This window comes from Chryseobacterium vietnamense, from assembly GCF_031454475.1.
GTDB classification, from domain to species: Bacteria; Bacteroidota; Bacteroidia; order Flavobacteriales; family Weeksellaceae; genus Chryseobacterium; species Chryseobacterium vietnamense.
Map to the genome: position 1 here is coordinate 27,004 of NZ_JAVDQX010000003.1, position 15,536 is coordinate 42,539.

The following is a 15,536-nucleotide window of genomic DNA, read 5'->3' on the forward strand; positions in this document are numbered from 1 at the left end:
GGGTTTAATCTAAAAGTTTTTGGTAAATCATTTCATTTTCATCATCAAAACAAACAAATATAACTTTCTCAATGATATCTGACTTAAAATTTCTTACCTCATCTACAGCAATTTTTCCTGCCAGTTCTTTTGGAAATCTATAAACTCCTGTACTGATATTCGGAAAAGTAATCGTCTTCACACCAAGACTTTCCGCTAATTTCAAAGAATTACGATAACAGTCTGCAAGAAGTTTTGATTCTTTCTCAACATGACCATTCCAAACCGGGCCTACCGTATGAATAACATACTTTGCCGGAAGATTTCCAGCAGTAGTTACGACAGCTTCACCAGTATTGCACTTTCCCTGTCTGTTTCTAATTGCTCTGCATTCTTCCAATATCTCAGAACCTCCTGCACGATGAATGGCTCCATCAACTCCACCTCCACCAAGTAAAGATGAGTTGGCAGCATTGATAATAGCATCTGCCTGGATCTTTGTGATGTCTCCTTTTATTAGTTCAATTTTCATTGTATTTCTTCAAACGGTTTCAGCATTTCTTCTTTTTTCGTAAGCACTGCAAAAACCACTCTTTTAAATTTATTTTTATATTTCCCCTGAAGATGCTTTTTAAATAATCCTGCAATTTCTTTTGGATCATTTTTAAATACTCCACATCCCCACGCTCCCAGGATTAACACGTCATTTCCCTCATGTAATGCCAGTGAAAGCATTTTATCCATTCTGATATCCATTGCAGGTACAATTTCATGTACTCTTTCCGGTTCCTGACGTTTTACCACCCCAGCATTGACTGCCGGAGAAGTAATGAAATTACAGAGAATCGGTTTATCCAGCAATTCTCCTTTGTCTTTCCGGAACACCGGAACTTTCGGGCTGTAAATCATTGTGTCGGTATAAAAGCATGATTCCATCGCGCGGTGAATGGTGTAATAATCCCAGGCCTGAAGCAGACTTTCATACAACCCGGAAGTTCTTGCCAGGCTTTCTTCCTGTGCTTCAGCACCGTTGATAAATCCACCACCGGGATTTTTTGCTGAAGCGAAATTCAGACACATCATCTTCTCCTGATTTTCTTCTTCAGCCAATTCTAAAATTGCTTTTAAAGAACTGCAGTTTCTTGTTTCAAACTGTGTTTCAAAAGTAGTTTCCAGAATTGAAGATTCTGTCATTTCTGAAAGTTGTTCCGGAGTGAAAAGAGCGGTTTCTTTTTTACTGATTTTCAGCTCGTTTTCTATATTTATTTTCTCGTTATGTTCGTTGATATAATATTTTTTGGCAAGGATATCTAAAGTATCTTTTGCCATTCCTTTATTTGTCATTGTTAGTTTTTTTTATGTTTAACATCAAGTCTTCCAACTCAGTATTTCCAGCTTTCTTAAAATCACCTCCTATAAATACTTTCGTTACCTTGATATATCCTACAATCGCCTCATTAAAACTGTTCAGCTCTTCGGAAGGAACCCATAATTCATTGTGATTTCTGGCTCCAACATTCTGTGCAGGATATTGATCCGCTACTTCTTCCAACACCTCAAACCGGGTTACAAAACCAAGATAATTTCCGGCTTCATCTCTGGTATTCCATTTTTCAGCAATCTCTGAAGCATATTCTTCATTAAGAACAGGATAAAAAATGGGCTGCCATTCCAGTCTTGGAGGAAATTTTTTAAATCCGCTCTCCATAATCAATATCATTTCTTTTTCTCCTACCGGTCTGTATAATGTTGTTGTTTTCATGATGTTTTGTTTTTTTTATTACACTGAAGCTCCAATTCTCTGAGCCAGTTCTTTTGAAAGAGGATAGTTTTTTTCTACAGGCAGCAGTTTCTTTGCCTTGTCAAATTCTCCCGATTTGGTAAAATTCAGAATCTTCTTAACCAAAGGAGAATAATCCTCTATTTTTACAATCCACTCTTCATTGAACTCCTCAATCAGGGATCGGCTGATTCCAACCTGAATGGAACGGTAATTCAGTTTTGTTCCTTTAATATTCCTTTCAGGATCCCACTGCACATATATTTCGGCATTTTCAAAATCTGTCTCCCAATTTCGGGGATCGGGATATACTCTTTTTTCAGGTGAAGTAAGAATCGCTTTACCTAAGGCCTTCTCCCATGCTTCTCTTTTAATATGAATGGCCAGGGTACATTCCTGATTGGATTTCTGCCCATAGTTGCTGCGTTCCATCATCCAGAGAAAAGAAGGCTTTATCCAGGTCATTCTGTTGAATGAAAAAGGAGCTGTAAATTTCTGATTCTCTGTGGCTGATTTTGCGATTGCTTTATTATAAGCCTGGTATACTATCAGCGTATCAGTTTTATAGTCTGCTCTTATTTCAAATTCTTTCATTGTTAATTTATTCAAAATCATATACATACGCCGCCACATCCTTTGTAAGCAGAGCTCTTTCAATAATAGGTTCTATCTCTTCCCATTTTCCTCCTGCTAATTAACATCCGATTCTCGGCATATGAATACTTGCATTAAGCTGCAAAGCTTCATTGGAAAGTCTTTCCAAAGCTTTTTCAATAGCATCATATCGAACAGGAACTCCATTACTTCCGGTTTTTATTCCTTTTTGCCCGATTATATTGGCTACATAAATGTATTTTTCAACCTGAACCAATTGAATTTCTCCTAACGCAAAATTGTTTTTATTTCTGAAGCGGTGCCAGTTTCTGTATTCTTTTTCCGGTGTTTCCCATCTTTTGGAAACAGCCAGTACAAAACCTTTTCCCCAGCCTCCGATATCATTGCAGATATGAGCGATGATTTTTATTCCTTTGGCCTGCGGAGCTGTAGCATCCCCTTTCAAATATTGTATTGCTTTCATGGTTATTTACTTTTATTCATCATCAAATCATCGTCTCCACTCCAAATAAAATTAACATTTTTAAGTACAGGATTTAAAGATTCCGCTTAAAATCTTTTGAATAAGGAGAATACGATCCATATACAGCATCAAATTCCACATCAAGAATTTCTACTTTAAATTTCACGTCAATCTGATCCAGGCAGGTGATAATAAGATTCTTTTTAGCCGGAAATACATAAGCTCCGTCCACTTTCAAGGCATAGTTAAGCAGTTTATAATCTATATCTCCTGTTCTGAGTTCCTTCTGATATTCATTAAATGTACAGGTTTCTTCTTCATTATTTTTCAGATCCATTGCTTTTTCATTGCTCATCCAGCCGTTTCCATGACGGGTTGAATAGCTTCTGGTGACATAATACATCTCAATATCTTCAATTTTTAAAAGCTTACAGATTTCGCAGGCATTTTTTGAAGTGGTATGCGCATAGGTCACATTGGGAAAAACGCCATGATCCATATCAAGTAAAACTCCCTGACTTCCTTCAAAAATAAGGTGATCAAACGAAGCCAGGTAGTTATAATCATTTATTTTCCAATCAATTCTATCAATAGCTTCTAAAAACGGCTGTAAAAGTTCACTGACCACATTTTCATCTCCAAAACCATAGTAATAAGCAATTCCTTTCAGCTTTTCTATCAGCATTTCTCTGGGCGCCATCAGGTCTGCAGCAAATAGTTTATAAGGACTTTCGTGTCTTTTCATGGTGGCTCCAATTCCTTTTCCACAGGTTCCATGTTCCAGATTTCTCGCATTATTCCTGTTCTGCCATACATCAAAAGGCGTGGTAACCTTCGCCAGTGGATGAATATGCAGCTCTACATTTCCGTTCTTTGCTTTTAATTCTTCTCTTTCATTAAGCAGAAAAACAGGATGAATAGTACAATGCTCAGTAAAATAAGAAGGCAGACCGCGAAGAGCTCCACTCGCAAAACTTGAATGTACGTGCTTCCTTTCATCAATCATCACCGTGTGGGCAGCCTGCTGTCCACCTGAAAATCTGATCACAACAGCCTCCGGATTCTGAGAAGCCAGAAAATCTGTGGTAATTCCTTTTCCTTCATCACCAAAACCAAGTCCTATTACTATTTGCGCCTTTTTCATGACTTTTTATTTTTTGAGATTCCTGTCATTGTCATTCTTTCTGATGACACTTATAGATTTCTAAAGCATTTTAAACTGATCCAATCCTTCTGTTCCTGTTGTCCCAAAGGTTTGATTTTTAAACTTATCACAGATAATTCTTTTGATAACGTTGGGAATTTCTCTGTGATCTTCTATCGAGATACAGTTTTGTCCTAATAATTCTTTCCATCCTCTGTCTGCTCTCAATGCCTGATCTGAGTGCAAAACACTGATATGGTATACTTCGTATTTTTTCTTTGCTTCTTCCAGCAATTCAAAATGAGTATAGGTTTGCTGTCCCTTTCCCATAATTTCTCTGATTGCGGATGCGGGAAGTGTTTTTAAACAAGGCTCATCGCCTACAGTAAACAGTAATCCTTTTTGCCCTCTTTTTTCAAAAGCATCGGTTCTGGTGTGGAAGGCGGCAAAATACCATGCTAAAAGATAGCTTTCACCTGCATTCCCACCACCTCCGGACTCAATATAAGTTCGTGTAAGCCACATATCCAGTTCTTCATCTCCTGATTCGAACTGTCCCACCTGAAGCGGATAGCCATCACATTCATGATCTCCGATTCCAAGGAATAATAAGGCCGGATCGGGGACGCCTCCCTGGATAATTCCTCCCATCAGTTTAGGCAATCCATCTCTGATCAGTTCGTGCGGAATATGTCCCATACTTCCTGTAACATCCAATCCTAAAATAATTGGAACTGAATGAGGATGAACTTCTGAATCTCTGGATTCTCTGAAAGAAATTCCTTGAGGATTCATAGATTCATGAGCCATTCTTTTGGCGTTCTGGATGAAAATTTCCCCTGCAGATTTTGTTCCATAACCTGCTTTTCTTGCTCTGTCATACCGAGCGTCTAAATCGTATCTTGTACTTCCCATGACTACAGTGTTTTTCCAAATAAATATTCAAATCTCTTTTGGGTTACTTCGAGCTGAATATTCAGATTTCTGATTGTTAATGATAATTCCATGTCTTTCTGAACAAATGCTTCAGGATTAAAATCCGCAAAAGTCAGGCTGTTTCTATCTAAAGGACTGATATCAATAAGCCCTTCCTGCTCGCGCTCAAGTCTTTTGAGTTTTAATTCGATATCTTCGACTCTGCGTCTGTAAATCAGTTCGGAATCGGCTCCGATGATTCTTGCACGGTCTTCTCTGATCTGATCATTATTTCTTTGTAATGATTCGATAAATCTGGGTTTTAAATGATCTTCCATGATCAATATTTATTTGTGTAGATATTACGCTAATTAAACAGGACATAGCAATGCCATTCTTTTTTATGATTAACTTATTTCTCAGTATACATTACATCCGTTCTCAATACCTATTTCTGTCCGCTAATCAGGGACTTGTCTTTGTGTCTCAGAGGTGCTTTAATTTCTTAATTGATCTCTTACTTCCATCAAAGCAAATCCTAAAAGGTTTTCTCCGTTCCATAATAAAGGATTTTCTGCTCTGCTGTCCGTTTCCAGCATTCCGATACCCCAGATTCTGTCATAAGGGCTTGCTTCTACCAGTATTTTATCTCCGGTTGACAAAAGAAATTCTTTAAATTTCTGATTTTGAGAGAATTTTAAAAGGTTTCCCTGGGTTACCAATTCATATTTATGTTCATCCCAAAGTTTAGGATCAAAGTTTTTTACTTTTCGTCCTAAAGCTTTTGCCTGGTTAGGAGTAGCAGCCTTTAAGATCTCTTCTTCGGTTTCAAGATCATTAAATAATCGTGCTTTTCCGGCCATCATATAATGTTCTGCCGTTTTATATATGATCCCGTTTTCTTCAAATTTTCCGGGAAACCATTGACTGAAACATGATTTGGTTACAATATCCTTTGCTGTGTGCCCCCAGAAAAAGAGAAATTTTATCCTTTCTTTCTTTTGAAATCTTTCTGTAATATTCTGTATGGTGTATTTCATGATTGCGTTATTTTGACACAAATTTAAATGAATATGATTTTATTAACCAAATTTATTTGCGTTAATTTTACACTAATAAATATAATTAATTGATTTACAGAGATAAAAATTTATTTTTATAAAACACGAATAGAACAAATTTTAATCATAAATGACACAAATCTGATAGGTTTCAGCTAAAGCTAATGGAATTCGATTACAAAAATGAATACAACGACAATGTCATTCTAAACACCAACTCAAGGTCCACGAACACATTTATAAGGTCAATAATAGGACCTTTGATACAAGCATTCTTTATTGAACGAATCTTTATAGATATTTATTAGAACCAAGAATTGTGCTCTAATTATTTGTGCACATTAGTGACACATTATTCGTGAAATTTGTGTTTAGATATAACTATTTAATTTCAAAATAAAAACCTTGTTCTTCCAGCTCTTTATATTTTTCTTTATTGAAAGTAAAAAGTTTTCCTGGCCTGCCACTGCCTTCTTTTTTAACATTGTTGGTTTCGTTAAGCAAGCCATAGCTCATGATTTTTTTACGGAAATTTCTTCTGTCTATCTCCTGGCCGACAATGGTTTTATACAGGTTTTCAAGGTCTGAAAAAGGGAATTCTTCATTGAGAAGATTGAAACCGATCGGCTGATACTGAATTTTGGTACGAAGTCTTTTTAACGCAGTCTCGATAATGGTTTTGTGATCAAATGCCACTGAAGGAAGTTTATTAATACTGAACCATTGTGCATCTTCGGCATCAGAGTCTGCAAACAGTTCATGATAGGAAGGGTTAACAAGTCCTAAATAAGCGACAGAAATCACTCTGTTTCTCGGATCACGACCGAGATTACCAAAAGTATAGAGTTGTTCTAAAAAATCGGGCTTTATGCCGGCTTCCTCGTAAAGTTCTCTTTTTACCGCATCATCTACGCTTTCATCATCGAGAACCAGTCCTCCCGGCAGTGCCCAGCCACCTTTAAAAGGCTCAATATTTCTTTTAATCAGGAGGATCTGCAGATCTCTTTTATCAAAATATCCGAAGATAACGGCATCAACAGCCACTTTAATATCCTGTAGTTTTTTTGGAGACTCCATAAATTGATTTGCGTTATGAATACACAAAGTTACAATTTATGCCTGTATTAAAAAAAAAATTAGTTATTATAAAAGTTCTTATCTTTAATTTATCATTCTAACCATCTTAAAACTAAATTATTATGAAAAATTTATTAACAATTCTTTCTGCAGCATTTTTATTAATTGCTTGTGAGAAAGGAAAAACAACTGCAGCCAATGGCACCGATAAAGCAGATTCCACGGTTGCAAATTCTGAATGGAAACCTGTGGATTCAGCAACAGCTATGAAAGCCTGGACGGCGTATTCCACTCCGGGAGAAATGCAGAAAATGCTTGCAAAATCTGACGGAACCTGGACAGGAGAAACGACAATGTGGATGGAAAACGGAGCCAAACCTATGATGAGTAAATCCGAGGCTACCAATAAAATGATGTTTGGCGGACGTTACCAGATTACTAATCACAAAGGCGACTTTATGGGAATGCCTTTTGAAGGGATGAGCATCGTAGGATATGACAACGCAAAGAAGAAGTTTGTCAGTACATGGATAGACAATATGGGAACCGGAATCATGCATTCAGAAGGTGACTGGAATCCTTCCACCAAGTCAGTTGAATTCAAAGGAAAAATGACAGATCCTTCAAGGCCTGGAAAGGATTGTGATTTCAGAGAAGTATTCACCTTTATAGATGACAACACTCAAAAACTGGAAATGTACGGTCCTGATTCTAAGACGGGAAAAGAATACAAAACAATGGAAATAAAATATACCCGTAAAAAATAAATCCATAAAAAAACGCTTCTAATGAAGCGTTTTTTTATAAATTATTTCTTAAACGGTTTTTTAGTCTGTTTTAAAACTTTCTTCTCATCACCATCTAATTTCCTTTGTAACTTTTTGACATCCTCTGCTGGAGGTAAATCCTCCGGGATTATTCCTCTGTTTGTCAGCATATCTCTAACCGCAAAATTATTATCTATATGTTCTTCCTCTATATTTACTTGTCCTTTTAAATTTTTATTTTGAACATTTAAACCTGTCATTTCAGCGGCAAGATCTTTAGCTTTAATACTAATTGTAGGTAAAAAGTCTGCTACAGGTCTGCTTTCAGGAACTCCCATTTTTTTCTTTAACATTTGTGTATTTAAGCGGAAAAGTGCCTGATCTCCTTTACTTCTTATAACAGCAAATCCTTGGCTATCAACTCCTCTTTCATATAAAATTCCTGAAAGTTGTTTCTCAGTCTGACTTAATTTTTCGCGAGCTTTGATTCTTTCATATTCTAACAGTCTCTGTTCCACCAATTCAGCTCTTCTAGTTTGAACAGCAAAATAGTTTTGTGCAAAAGATATTTCCTGTTTTCTACTATCCCCGTTTTGTGCGATTAAGTAACAGCCATATCTTGTTAGCAAGATATCATCTATTTCTTTCTCTGCTCCTTTAGGCATTTGTATCGTTTTCCTGACATCAGGAAAATGATACTCAATTAACTCTCCAACGTTTTTGCAAGCATCTTTTGCTTTTATAATTACTTTTTCAAAGTTTTCCCACTTACTATATCCCAATAGTATTTGTAAATCTCTTGCACTCCAGCATTCTATTCCCTCTAGTTCAGATGCGGCTTCTTCAAATTTATAGAATAAATCTTTTATTTCTTCTGATTTCATTTAATAATGTGTTTTTATAAATGTACAAAAAAAAACCGCTTCTGATGAAGCGGTTTCAATTTATAATAGATTAACAATTAATCATTTAACTTTAATACAGCCATGAATGCTGATTGTGGTACTTCTACTCTACCAATCTGCTTCATTTTCTTCTTACCTTCTTTCTGTTTTTCCAATAGCTTACGCTTTCTGGAGATATCCCCACCGTAACATTTTGCGGTAACGTCTTTTCTTAAGGCTTTAATCGTTTCTCTTGCAATTACTTTCGTCCCTAATGCAGCCTGAACAGCGATATCAAACTGTTGTCTAGGAATCAGCTCACGAAGCTTTTCACACATCCTTTTACCGATGTAATAAGCATTAGAATCGTGAATCAATGAAGATAAGGCATCTACCATATCACCATTGATCAGGATATCCATTTTTACAAGCTTAGAAGCTCTGAATCCTATTGGATGATAGTCGAATGAAGCGTATCCTTTAGAGATAGATTTTAATCTGTCATAGAAGTCGAATACAACTTCAGCAAGCGGCATATTGAAAATTAGCTCTACTCTTTCTGATGTCAGATAGCTCTGGTTAACGATTTCTCCTCTCTTTTCGATACATAAAGTCATTACTGCTCCTACGAAATCGGATTTTGTAATGATTGAAGCCTTGATGAAAGGTTCTTCTACTCTGTCCATCGTCGAAGGATCCATCATTTCAGACGGGTTGTTGATCAGAATCGGAACTTCCGGTTCTTTTTTAGTATATCCAAAATAAGATACGTTCGGTACCGTGGTGATCACGTTCATATTGAACTCTCTGTCAAGACGTTCCTGAACAATTTCCATGTGAAGCATTCCCAAGAATCCGCAACGGAAACCAAAACCAAGAGCAGCAGAACTTTCCGGTTCAAAAACCAGAGAAGCATCATTCAGTCTTAATTTTTCAAGAGAGAATCTTAATTCTTCAAAATCCTCAGAATCAATAGGATAAATCCCGGCAAATACCATTGGTTTTACTTCCTCAAATCCATCAATTGGTGCATCAGCAGGCTTCTCAAAAGAAGTGATGGTATCACCTACTTTTACTTCACGGGCATCTTTAATCCCTGAAACCAGATATCCTACATCTCCGCAATGGATTGTTTTCTTTGGGACCTGCTTCAGTTTTAAGGTACCTACCTCATCAGCTCCATATTCTTTTCCTGTAGCGAAGAATTTGATTTTTTCATTTTTACTGATACTTCCGTTCACTACTTTAAAATAAGCTTCAATACCTCTGAACGGGTTGTAAACAGAGTCAAAGATCAAAGCTTGTAGTGGGCCGTCCGGGTTTCCTACCGGTGCAGGAATTCTTTCAACAATCTGTTCTAAAAGATGGTGAACTCCTTCTCCTGTTTTTCCGGAAACTCTCAATACATCTTCATATTCGCACCCGATAAGGTTCATGATCTCATCGGTTACTTCCTCAGGATTTGCAGACGGAAGGTCAATTTTATTCAGAATCGGAATAATTGTTAAATCATTTTCCAATGCTAAATAAAGGTTACTGATGGTCTGTGCCTGAATACTCTGGGCGGCATCTACGATAAGAAGTGCTCCTTCACAGGCAGCAATGGAACGGGAAACTTCATAAGAGAAGTCAACGTGTCCCGGGGTATCAATAAGGTTTAAAATATATTTTTCTCCTTTATACTCATAATCCATCTGGATCGCGTGCGATTTGATCGTAATCCCACGTTCTTTCTCCAAATCCATATCATCAAGCGTCTGAGACTGTAGTTCTCTTTGGGTAACGGTATTGGTGTACTCCAATAGACGGTCTGCCAGGGTACTTTTACCATGGTCGATATGAGCGATTATGCAAAAATTTCGTATGTTTTTCATTTAAGAATCTTGTAGTTTGCAAAGATAAGAAAATGCAGGAGAATTTTTCATTCTTAATTCTTTCTTTTAACTGAAACACAGATAACAATAAGAAGAGAGGCAAACTTTCTCCCTTTTCAAATATTATTTTGTTTTGCCAAAGTTTTCCGGTAACACATAATTTCCGGTAAAAGGATCAAGATAAACTTTAGGTCCTACAGTATTCTTTTTTTTACCTGATAAACTGACATCTATCACTGCACCAATAACGCCACCAATCAGGCCTCCTGCAGCTGCGCCAATTGTAACCCCCGTTGTTGCCGTTTCAGGAAATAATTCTGCTCTTGTTACCTCAATAAAAACACCTTTGTCATCTTTGAAAATCTCAGTGTAACCCACTGGGATATTTTTGTAGGCAATGCCTTTATACACAAAACCATAAAAATGCCTTATTGCCGTTTTTTCTTCTCCTTTTACTGCCTTTGTAACGATTCCTTTATCATTAGTCTGCAAAGTAAATCCGGGCTCAGGATTGTGAGTAAAAAAGCTATAATAGTCTTTATAAACTCCTTCTTTTAATTCTTCTGCTTTTAGAATACCAAGTTTTTCTTTCAATACAGAGGTATAATCAGGAAAATCATTTTCTGAAATACTAAGTTCCCAAGGTGTTGCTTTATAGGATTCTTTAAAAAGATCAGTAAGAATTAAAGTTACTTTTCTTGCCAGGCTTTGTGCCAGATAAGGAGTGGTTCGTGATGAGACTGTTGCTACAGTATCTATTCTATCAATAAAATGATATCCGTCTTCTTTCTTAATAAATGTACTTGCCTTTAATTCAAGCTTTCCGATAGAGTACTTTTCCTTTTTGTCTTCTGAAACATTCAAATTTTCAAGCAAAAAAACCATCTCATTATTTCCCCTTATCTGATTGTATTTATAAAACCAATCCTGTATGTCTTTGCTGGCATTATTTTCGAAAATAACTTTTACCTCATCCTTATGGTACATCACCATTCCGATTTCCTGATTGCCCCTTTGATCTATCACTGTAAGACTTTTGACAGAGTTTTTGCTGTCTTTAATAGATTTTGAAAGATCAATGGTTTCTGTTTTCTGACCGAATAATACTATCGAAAATAATAAAAAGAAAAGTGCTTTTTTCATAGATAAAGTTTGTGGTAAAAATAATTTTTTTATTGTAAAAATTAAACGGCTCTCACAGAAAAAGATCTGGAAGAGCCGTCCAACATTAAAAAAATAAACTATTATGGGTTCTGTTTAGGTCCGGAAGCGTTGTTATTATTTCCGTGGGGGTTTCTTTCATCCATTTTATCCTTCATCATCTTTTCGGATTGAAACAGCTTCAGAACTTTTTGGCAGGGAATTACCTGCTGCATTTTATCTGCATATTTTTTTCTGTTATCCAATAGCTTCTGCCCTACTTCAAAACTTTGCTGCAACTTAGCTTTGGCTTCGTCATCTGATAAAGTTTCGGGATCAAAGTTGGAATTAAACTGACTTTTTATCTGCTTCTGGCTATCCAGATATTCGTTGTATAATTGTGTAAATTCAGCTTTATCATCAGGATCAACATTCAGATTATCCATGATCATATTGTTCCTGAATTTCTTCAGGAGTTCTTTTCTTTCTTCCGGAGAAAGATTATTGATGACTTCTTTCCTTTGCTTAGGATCCATCTTCTTCCAATCATAATCTGTTCTTTGGGCATTTAATCCAAAGCCATAAATAATCAAAAACGTCAATAATATCTTTTTCATTTTCTTTTAATTATAAATATCCAAATAAACGTCCTGAGTCGAATTACTTGCTAACTCTGCAATTTCAGAATTAGAAAACGAGTCCAGATATTCATTCATTCGTGTTTCTTCTTTTTTCTTCACAGTTTTCACCGGTTTAGGGCTTTCTGTTGTTGTTTTAGTTTCGCTTACGCTTTTAGAAGCATAAACATTGTTATTTTTTTGATTGTCAACTGTTTGATTATTATTTTCCACAGAAGTTAAATCAGATTTTAAAGTCTCATAAGCCAGCTCGCTTTCTGTTTTGGGCTCTCCATTATTGGCCACATACGTTGTTTTAGAGTTCAATATTTGTTCCGTAGAATCGTTATCTGAATTAAAAACATAAGTTGCTCCAAAAATCAAAGCCAGCGATGCAGCAGCTGCATACATCCAGTTCAGCTTAAAGACAGGTGCTTTTTTACTTGTCTTTATATCATTCATGACGTTCTCCTGAATATTTTCAAACATATTATCAGGAACTGTGTAAATGTTTTTACGCTCTAATTTTTCTATGTCGAACTCTTTCATCTTTGTTGGGTCAAAAATTATTTTTCGTAATTTTCTTTAATATAATCTTCTATTTTCTGTTTGGCATAATGATAATTTGTTTTTAAAGTCCCTACCGACATATCTACAATTTTTGATATTTCTTCGTAGGGCAAATCATCATAATACCGCATCATAAATACCAGTTTTTGCTTTTCGGGCAAACTCTGTATAGCGTTCTGCAGTAAAATCTGTATTTCTTCAGCATCTCCTTCTGTATTATCTGCAACAAGATTCTGCATATGATATTCGGGATCTTCGTCAGTTTTCTGCATTTTCTTCATTTTGTTAACCTGCTGTAGTGCTTCGTTGGTAGCAATTCTGTACAACCAGGTATACAACTGGCTATCATTTTTGAACTGATGAAAATTCTGATATGCTTTAATAAAAGTTTCCTGCAAAGTATCCTGTGCAAGATCTCCGTCCACAATAATTCTTCTTATGTGCCAGTACAATCTGCTTTGATAGGCATCCATCAAGGCACGAACCCCTTTATCCTGGGTTCGTGGATTCTGCATCAACGAAATAATTTCCGCGTCCTTAATCTTCATAAGATGCCTTCATTGTTTTGGATTACAAAAATAGCTGAAAGTTAAATTAAAAATTCAATTTTCATTTTAAATATTAAAAATAATATGAGACACTTACGCAATAAACGTGCCTATATTGAAGTACAGGATTTCTGAGACCATCTACCTTTCCCGGCTCAGCTTAAAATCTTATATTTGTTATATGCAAATTGTAATCATCGGTTCCGGGAATGTTGCCTATCATATGGCAAAAGCTTTCACTTTGAAAGGTATTCCTCTGGCTCAGTTATTTGGGAGGAACGAAAAAGAATTAAGTCAGATTTCTCACGAATTGAATATTCCTTACTCTACAGATCATCTGGAAGAAGCAGATCTTTATATCATCTGTGTAAGCGATCATTCAGTGGAAGAAGTTTCGAAGGTGATAACCGGAAAAGACTGTCTGGTTGCCCACACCTCCGGATCTCTTTCTAAAGAAGTTCTTGCCGGAAACTATAGAAAGGCCAGCTTCTACCCTTTACAGACTTTTTCAAAATCAAAAGACCTTGAATATGAAAAAATTCCGTTTTTCATAGAAGCAGAAAATGAAGAAGATCAAAAAATATTGTTTGGTCTTGCTTCAAAGATTTCGGAAAGAGTGATGGAAAGTACTCATGAAAAAAGAAAATATATTCATCTGACAGCTGTTTTTGCCTGTAATTTTGTGAATCACCTTTTTGCAAGAGCTAAAGAAATTTCAGATTCCCAGGAAATTCCGTTTGATTATTTCTTACCACTGATTGATGAAACAGTTCAGAAAATTCATGAAATTGAACCCAAAATGGCACAAACCGGACCGGCAGTAAGAAATGATGTAAGAATTTTACAGCTGCATGAACAGTTATTAAAGGACGAAAGTCTTGACATTTATAAAACAATGAATCATTCTATTCAGAAAATGTATGAGTTATAAAGAGAAATTAAAAGATATTAAAGCATTTGTATTTGATGTTGACGGAGTTTTCACAGATGGAAGCGTCTACTTACTTCCCGGAGGAAATATGTGCAGGGTAATGAATGTTCTGGACGGATATGCGGTAGTAAAAGCTTTAAAAAACAATTATTTAATTGGTGTTATTACCGGAGGAAATGATGAAATGGTAAAGCACAGAATCAATTATCTGGGTATTCAGGATTACTATCCCAAGTCTCACAATAAAATAGATGATTTCGAAGACTTTAAAAAGAAACATAATCTTAAAAACGAAGAAATTCTGACCATGGGTGATGATCTTCCGGATATTCATATCATGGAAAGTTCAGCCATTGCAGCATGTCCTGAAAATGCTGTTCCTGAAGTAAAGGGAATCTCCGATTATATTTCCCCCAAAAAAGGAGGAACAGGTGCCGTTCGTGACGTCATTGAACAGGTAATGAAGGTTCAGGGGAACTGGCATGACGATAATACCCAATCTGTATAAAAACTCTATGAAATTACTTTTAGCATCACAATCTCCAAGAAGAAAAGAACTTCTTTCCAGCCTTGGTTTTGAATTTGAGGTCGTAAAAATAGACTGTGAAGAAATTATCCCGGAAAATATCAAAATAGAGGAAGCCGCCGCTTACCTTTCTGATTTAAAGGCTCAGGCTTTCAGAAATCTGGAAGTAGGTGAAGTGCTTCTGACTGCTGATACAGTAGTTGCTATTGATAATGAAATTCTGGGAAAACCTAAAGATGAAGAAGATGCCTTTAAAATGCTTCAACATCTTTCAGGAAGAACGCATCAGGTCTATACGGGCATTACTATCAAAACAGCCAATACATCCATTACCGAAACAGATGTAGCCGATGTTACTCTGGATAATCTTTCTGATGAAGAAATAAACTATTATATTCAGAATTATAAGCCTTTTGATAAAGCAGGAAGCTATGGTGTCCAGGAATGGCTGGGTATGGCAAAGATCACAAGTCTTACAGGAAGCTATTATACCATTATGGGACTTCCTACCCATCTTGTTTATAAAATTCTGAAAGAATCTTCTCTGATTTAAAAGATTATCAGGTTTAAAACACCCATTGAAGAAGAAATAAAATACTTCCTTGAGAAATATAAATATTATTCATTATAAAATTTTATTATTTT

Annotated in this window: 20 protein-coding genes; 4 read left to right on the plus strand and 16 right to left on the minus strand. The window is 36.0% G+C overall.

Annotated elements, in window-relative coordinates; translation table 11 throughout:
- Positions 1 to 4 precede the first annotated feature (4 nt).
- The 10 genes from J2786_RS14165 to J2786_RS14210 all read right to left on the minus strand — a co-directional run bounded on the left by J2786_RS14165 (position 5) and on the right by J2786_RS14210 (position 7,034).
- Positions 5 to 511 (minus strand): O-acetyl-ADP-ribose deacetylase, encoded by a 507-nt coding sequence (locus J2786_RS14165; RefSeq protein WP_047426414.1) that lies wholly within the window; start codon positions 509 to 511, stop codon positions 5 to 7.
- Positions 508 to 1,323 (minus strand): TIGR02452 family protein, encoded by an 816-nt coding sequence (locus J2786_RS14170; RefSeq protein WP_047426416.1) that lies wholly within the window; start codon positions 1,321 to 1,323, stop codon positions 508 to 510. Before J2786_RS14170 ends, J2786_RS14165 begins: the two co-directional genes overlap by 4 nt.
- Positions 1,313 to 1,741: a hypothetical protein gene (locus J2786_RS14175; protein ID WP_047426419.1), complete on the minus strand. Its 429-nt coding sequence runs from the start codon at positions 1,739 to 1,741 to the stop codon at positions 1,313 to 1,315. The genes J2786_RS14170 and J2786_RS14175 overlap by 11 nt, the downstream gene beginning before the upstream one ends.
- Before the next feature lie 18 nt (positions 1,742 to 1,759).
- Positions 1,760 to 2,353: a DUF4291 domain-containing protein gene (locus J2786_RS14180; protein ID WP_047427785.1), complete on the minus strand. Its 594-nt coding sequence runs from the start codon at positions 2,351 to 2,353 to the stop codon at positions 1,760 to 1,762.
- Between the two features lie 100 nt (positions 2,354 to 2,453).
- Positions 2,454 to 2,837 (minus strand): macro domain-containing protein, encoded by a 384-nt coding sequence (locus J2786_RS14185; protein WP_310025656.1) that lies wholly within the window; start codon positions 2,835 to 2,837, stop codon positions 2,454 to 2,456.
- Between the two features lie 73 nt (positions 2,838 to 2,910).
- Positions 2,911 to 3,981 (minus strand): adenylosuccinate synthetase, encoded by a 1,071-nt coding sequence (locus J2786_RS14190; protein ID WP_047426421.1) that lies wholly within the window; start codon positions 3,979 to 3,981, stop codon positions 2,911 to 2,913.
- 60 nt (positions 3,982 to 4,041) lie between these two features.
- Complete coding sequence (locus J2786_RS14195; protein WP_047426422.1) at positions 4,042 to 4,896, minus strand: hypothetical protein; 855 nt, start codon at positions 4,894 to 4,896, stop codon at positions 4,042 to 4,044.
- Positions 4,897 to 4,898: 2 nt separating this feature from the next.
- Positions 4,899 to 5,234, minus strand: a complete 336-nt coding sequence (locus J2786_RS14200) for a hypothetical protein (RefSeq protein WP_047426424.1) — start codon at positions 5,232 to 5,234, stop codon at positions 4,899 to 4,901.
- 159 nt (positions 5,235 to 5,393) lie between these two features.
- Entirely contained in the window at positions 5,394 to 5,936 is a 543-nt protein-coding gene (ybiA, locus tag J2786_RS14205) for a riboflavin biosynthesis intermediates N-glycosidase (protein WP_047426426.1), read from the minus strand.
- A 402-nt stretch (positions 5,937 to 6,338) separates the two neighbouring features.
- Entirely contained in the window at positions 6,339 to 7,034 is a 696-nt protein-coding gene (locus J2786_RS14210) for an NUDIX hydrolase (RefSeq protein WP_047426428.1), read from the minus strand.
- A 122-nt stretch (positions 7,035 to 7,156) separates the two neighbouring features.
- Between J2786_RS14210 and J2786_RS14215 the strand changes: the two genes are divergently transcribed.
- Positions 7,157 to 7,801 carry a DUF1579 domain-containing protein gene (locus J2786_RS14215; protein ID WP_310025662.1) on the plus strand — a complete coding sequence of 215 codons (645 nt, stop codon included), beginning with the start codon at positions 7,157 to 7,159 and terminating at the stop codon, positions 7,799 to 7,801.
- A 41-nt stretch (positions 7,802 to 7,842) separates the two neighbouring features.
- Here J2786_RS14215 and dinD read toward each other — a convergent pair whose 3' ends face one another.
- From dinD to J2786_RS14245, 6 genes are all read right to left on the minus strand, one after another.
- Positions 7,843 to 8,685 carry a DNA damage-inducible protein D gene (gene dinD, locus J2786_RS14220; RefSeq protein WP_047426432.1) on the minus strand — a complete coding sequence of 281 codons (843 nt, stop codon included), beginning with the start codon at positions 8,683 to 8,685 and terminating at the stop codon, positions 7,843 to 7,845.
- Positions 8,686 to 8,762: 77 nt separating this feature from the next.
- Positions 8,763 to 10,559, minus strand: a complete 1,797-nt coding sequence (lepA, locus tag J2786_RS14225; RefSeq protein WP_047426434.1) for a translation elongation factor 4 — start codon at positions 10,557 to 10,559, stop codon at positions 8,763 to 8,765.
- A 123-nt stretch (positions 10,560 to 10,682) separates the two neighbouring features.
- A complete protein-coding gene (locus J2786_RS14230) occupies positions 10,683 to 11,702 on the minus strand; it encodes a hypothetical protein (protein ID WP_047426436.1) in 1,020 nt (339 codons plus the stop codon).
- 101 nt (positions 11,703 to 11,803) lie between these two features.
- Positions 11,804 to 12,316 carry a hypothetical protein gene (locus J2786_RS14235; RefSeq protein ID WP_047426437.1) on the minus strand — a complete coding sequence of 171 codons (513 nt, stop codon included), beginning with the start codon at positions 12,314 to 12,316 and terminating at the stop codon, positions 11,804 to 11,806.
- Between the two features lie 6 nt (positions 12,317 to 12,322).
- On the minus strand, positions 12,323 to 12,865 hold the full coding sequence (locus J2786_RS14240) for a hypothetical protein (RefSeq protein WP_047426438.1): 543 nt from the start codon (positions 12,863 to 12,865) through the stop codon (positions 12,323 to 12,325).
- 17 nt (positions 12,866 to 12,882) lie between these two features.
- Positions 12,883 to 13,434, minus strand: a complete 552-nt coding sequence (locus tag J2786_RS14245) for an RNA polymerase sigma factor (RefSeq protein ID WP_034694015.1) — start codon at positions 13,432 to 13,434, stop codon at positions 12,883 to 12,885.
- Between the two features lie 181 nt (positions 13,435 to 13,615).
- On the opposite strand from J2786_RS14245, the gene J2786_RS14250 reads away from it, so the two are divergent.
- Genes J2786_RS14250 through J2786_RS14260 form a run of 3 tightly spaced genes read left to right on the plus strand, consistent with a single transcriptional unit; the run spans position 13,616 to position 15,444 of the window.
- Positions 13,616 to 14,365 (plus strand): Rossmann-like and DUF2520 domain-containing protein, encoded by a 750-nt coding sequence (locus J2786_RS14250; protein ID WP_047426440.1) that lies wholly within the window; start codon positions 13,616 to 13,618, stop codon positions 14,363 to 14,365.
- A complete protein-coding gene (locus J2786_RS14255; RefSeq protein WP_047380044.1) occupies positions 14,355 to 14,873 on the plus strand; it encodes a KdsC family phosphatase in 519 nt (172 codons plus the stop codon). Before J2786_RS14250 ends, J2786_RS14255 begins: the two co-directional genes overlap by 11 nt.
- 7 nt (positions 14,874 to 14,880) lie before the next feature.
- Positions 14,881 to 15,444 carry a Maf family protein gene (locus J2786_RS14260; protein ID WP_047426443.1) on the plus strand — a complete coding sequence of 188 codons (564 nt, stop codon included), beginning with the start codon at positions 14,881 to 14,883 and terminating at the stop codon, positions 15,442 to 15,444.
- The last annotated feature ends 92 nt before the right edge of the window (positions 15,445 to 15,536 follow it).

Bases quoted from the DNA above. Each gene is read 5' to 3' on its own strand.
- J2786_RS14165 (WP_047426414.1), bottom strand. From the start codon at position 511: ATGAAAATTGAACTAATAAAAGGAGACATCACAAAGATCCAGGCAGAT.
- J2786_RS14170 (WP_047426416.1), bottom strand. From the start codon at position 1,323: ATGACAAATAAAGGAATGGCAAAAGATACTTTAGATATCCTTGCCAAA.
- J2786_RS14175 (WP_047426419.1), bottom strand. From the start codon at position 1,741: ATGAAAACAACAACATTATACAGACCGGTAGGAGAAAAAGAAATGATA.
- J2786_RS14180 (WP_047427785.1), bottom strand. From the start codon at position 2,353: ATGAAAGAATTTGAAATAAGAGCAGACTATAAAACTGATACGCTGATA.
- J2786_RS14185 (WP_310025656.1), bottom strand. From the start codon at position 2,837: ATGAAAGCAATACAATATTTGAAAGGGGATGCTACAGCTCCGCAGGCC.
- J2786_RS14190 (WP_047426421.1), bottom strand. From the start codon at position 3,981: ATGAAAAAGGCGCAAATAGTAATAGGACTTGGTTTTGGTGATGAAGGA.
- J2786_RS14195 (WP_047426422.1), bottom strand. From the start codon at position 4,896: ATGGGAAGTACAAGATACGATTTAGACGCTCGGTATGACAGAGCAAGA.
- J2786_RS14200 (WP_047426424.1), bottom strand. From the start codon at position 5,234: ATGGAAGATCATTTAAAACCCAGATTTATCGAATCATTACAAAGAAAT.
- ybiA (WP_047426426.1), bottom strand. From the start codon at position 5,936: ATGAAATACACCATACAGAATATTACAGAAAGATTTCAAAAGAAAGAA.
- J2786_RS14210 (WP_047426428.1), bottom strand. From the start codon at position 7,034: ATGGAGTCTCCAAAAAAACTACAGGATATTAAAGTGGCTGTTGATGCC.
- J2786_RS14215 (WP_310025662.1), top strand. From the start codon at position 7,157: ATGAAAAATTTATTAACAATTCTTTCTGCAGCATTTTTATTAATTGCT.
- dinD (WP_047426432.1), bottom strand. From the start codon at position 8,685: ATGAAATCAGAAGAAATAAAAGATTTATTCTATAAATTTGAAGAAGCC.
- lepA (WP_047426434.1), bottom strand. From the start codon at position 10,559: ATGAAAAACATACGAAATTTTTGCATAATCGCTCATATCGACCATGGT.
- J2786_RS14230 (WP_047426436.1), bottom strand. From the start codon at position 11,702: ATGAAAAAAGCACTTTTCTTTTTATTATTTTCGATAGTATTATTCGGT.
- J2786_RS14235 (WP_047426437.1), bottom strand. From the start codon at position 12,316: ATGAAAAAGATATTATTGACGTTTTTGATTATTTATGGCTTTGGATTA.
- J2786_RS14240 (WP_047426438.1), bottom strand. From the start codon at position 12,865: ATGAAAGAGTTCGACATAGAAAAATTAGAGCGTAAAAACATTTACACA.
- J2786_RS14245 (WP_034694015.1), bottom strand. From the start codon at position 13,434: ATGAAGATTAAGGACGCGGAAATTATTTCGTTGATGCAGAATCCACGA.
- J2786_RS14250 (WP_047426440.1), top strand. From the start codon at position 13,616: ATGCAAATTGTAATCATCGGTTCCGGGAATGTTGCCTATCATATGGCA.
- J2786_RS14255 (WP_047380044.1), top strand. From the start codon at position 14,355: ATGAGTTATAAAGAGAAATTAAAAGATATTAAAGCATTTGTATTTGAT.
- J2786_RS14260 (WP_047426443.1), top strand. From the start codon at position 14,881: ATGAAATTACTTTTAGCATCACAATCTCCAAGAAGAAAAGAACTTCTT.